Genomic DNA, 2,061 nt, shown 5'->3' with positions numbered 1-2,061 from the left:
GGCAGCGGCAGCGGTGCCCGCGTCGGGCGCGGCGGCCGCGCTCACCCGGCAGCTGACGGGAGTGGCGGAGTCCGAGCGCGCCCCGGTCCTGGTGGACCTCATCCGTGGTCAGGCGGCCGCGGTCCTCGGACATGCCTCGGCCGAGGCCGTCGAGGCGCGCAAGGAGTTCCGCGAGCTGGGCTTCGACTCGCTGACCGCCATCGAGCTGCGCAACCGGCTGAACACGGCCACCGGGTTGCGCCTGCCGTCCACACTCGTTTTCGACTACCCCACTCCGATCGTGCTCGCGGAGCATCTGCTCTCGGAGCTCGTGGGCCACCGCGGCGAGGTGGTCCTGCCGACGGCCGTCACCTCGGGGCTTGCGGACGACCCGATCGTGATCGTCGGGATGAGCTGCCGCTACCCGGGCGGTGTCCGTTCGCCGGAAGACCTGTGGCGACTGGTCGCCGAGGGCCGGGACGCCATCGCCGAACTCCCCACGGACCGCGGCTGGCAGGTCTACGGGGACCTCGCCTTCGAGGGCGGCTTCCTCTACGACGTCGCCGAGTTCGACGCGGGCTTCTTCGGGATTTCGCCGCGTGAGGCGCTGGCGATGGATCCGCAGCAGCGGCTGCTGCTGGAGACCTCGTGGGAGGTCTTCGAGCGCGCGGGCATCGACCCGGCCGACCTGCGCGGCACCGACACCGGTGTCTTCATCGGCGCAGGCAACGGTGGCTACGTGCCGCCGGAGGAGTCCCGCGGCCATCAGATGACCGGCCTGCTGACCAGCGTCGCGTCCGGGCGGCTGTCCTACACCTTCGGTCTCGAAGGCCCGGCGCTGACGGTGGACAGCGCGTGTTCGTCGTCGCTGGTCACCATTCACCTGGCGGCGCAGTCGCTGCGCTCGGGCGAATGCTCCCTGGCGCTGGCGGGCGGTGTCACGGTGATGGCCACCCCGGCCGCCTTCGGAGAGTTCGACCAGCACGGCGGGCTCTCACCGGACAGCCGCTGCCGCCCGTTCGCCGATTCGGCCGCCGGAACGGGCTGGTCGGAGGGCGTGGGCCTGGTGGTGCTCGAGCGGTTGTCGGACGCCCGGCGCAACGGGCATGTGGTGCTTGCCGTCATCCGGGGTTCTGCGGTCAACCAGGATGGTGCGTCGAATGGTCTGACGGCGCCGAATGGTCCGTCGCAGCAGCGGGTGATCCGTCAGGCGCTGGCGAACGCCGGTCTGGCTCCGATGGATGTGGACGCGGTCGAGGCGCATGGCACCGGGACCACGCTGGGTGACCCGATCGAGGCGCAGGCGCTGCTCGCCACGTACGGGCAGGACCGTGAGCTGCCGCTGCGGCTGGGTTCCATCAAGTCCAACATGGGGCACACCCAGCTGGCGGCCGGTGTGGCCGGTGTGATCAAGATGGTGATGGCGATGCGGAACGGAGTGCTGCCCAAGACACTGCACGTGGACACGCCGTCCACGCATGTGGACTGGTCGGCGGGTGCGGTGGAGCTGTTGACCGAGTCGGCGGAGTGGCCGGAGACCGGGCGTCCGCGCCGGGCCGGTGTCTCCGCGTTCGGGGTCAGCGGCACCAACGTGCACGCCATCCTGGAGCAGGCGCCACAGCCAGCCGAGCCGATCCCGGGTGACCAGGACGGCTCTGCCATGGCCCCTGCTGCCCTGCCGTGGGTGGTGTCGGCGAAGACGGCTGAGGCGCTGCGTGGGCAGGCGGCCGGTCTGCTGGCGCGGGTTGAGGCCGATCCGGAGCTGGGGCCCGTGGATGTGGGCTATTCGCTGGTGTCCACGCGGTCGGTGTTGGAGCACCGGGCGGTGGTGGTCGGTGGTGACCGGGAGGAGTTGCTGTCGGGTCTGCGTGCTCTGGGGGATGAGGATCCCGCGGTGGGTGTGGTGTGTGGGGTTGCGGATGTGGAGGGGAGGTCGGTGTTTGTCTTCCCGGGGCAGGGTTCGCAGTGGGCGGGTATGGGTGCTCGGTTGTTGGACGAGTCCCCGGTGTTCGCGGAGCGGTTGGGGGAGTGTGCGGCGGCTCTGGCGCCGTTTATCGACTGGTCGTTGATGGATGTGGTGCG

1 protein-coding gene is annotated in these 2,061 nt (G+C 70.7%); it reads left to right on the top strand.

Going from position 1 to position 2,061, the window contains the following annotated elements:
* On the top strand, positions 1–2,061 hold a 2,061-nt coding region (locus tag ACWDSL_RS53175; RefSeq protein WP_450496943.1), incomplete at both ends, for a type I polyketide synthase.

The sequence above is a fragment of the Streptomyces sp. NPDC000941 genome, assembly GCF_053599555.1.
This window is presented reverse-complemented; position numbering and strand designations above follow the sequence as displayed.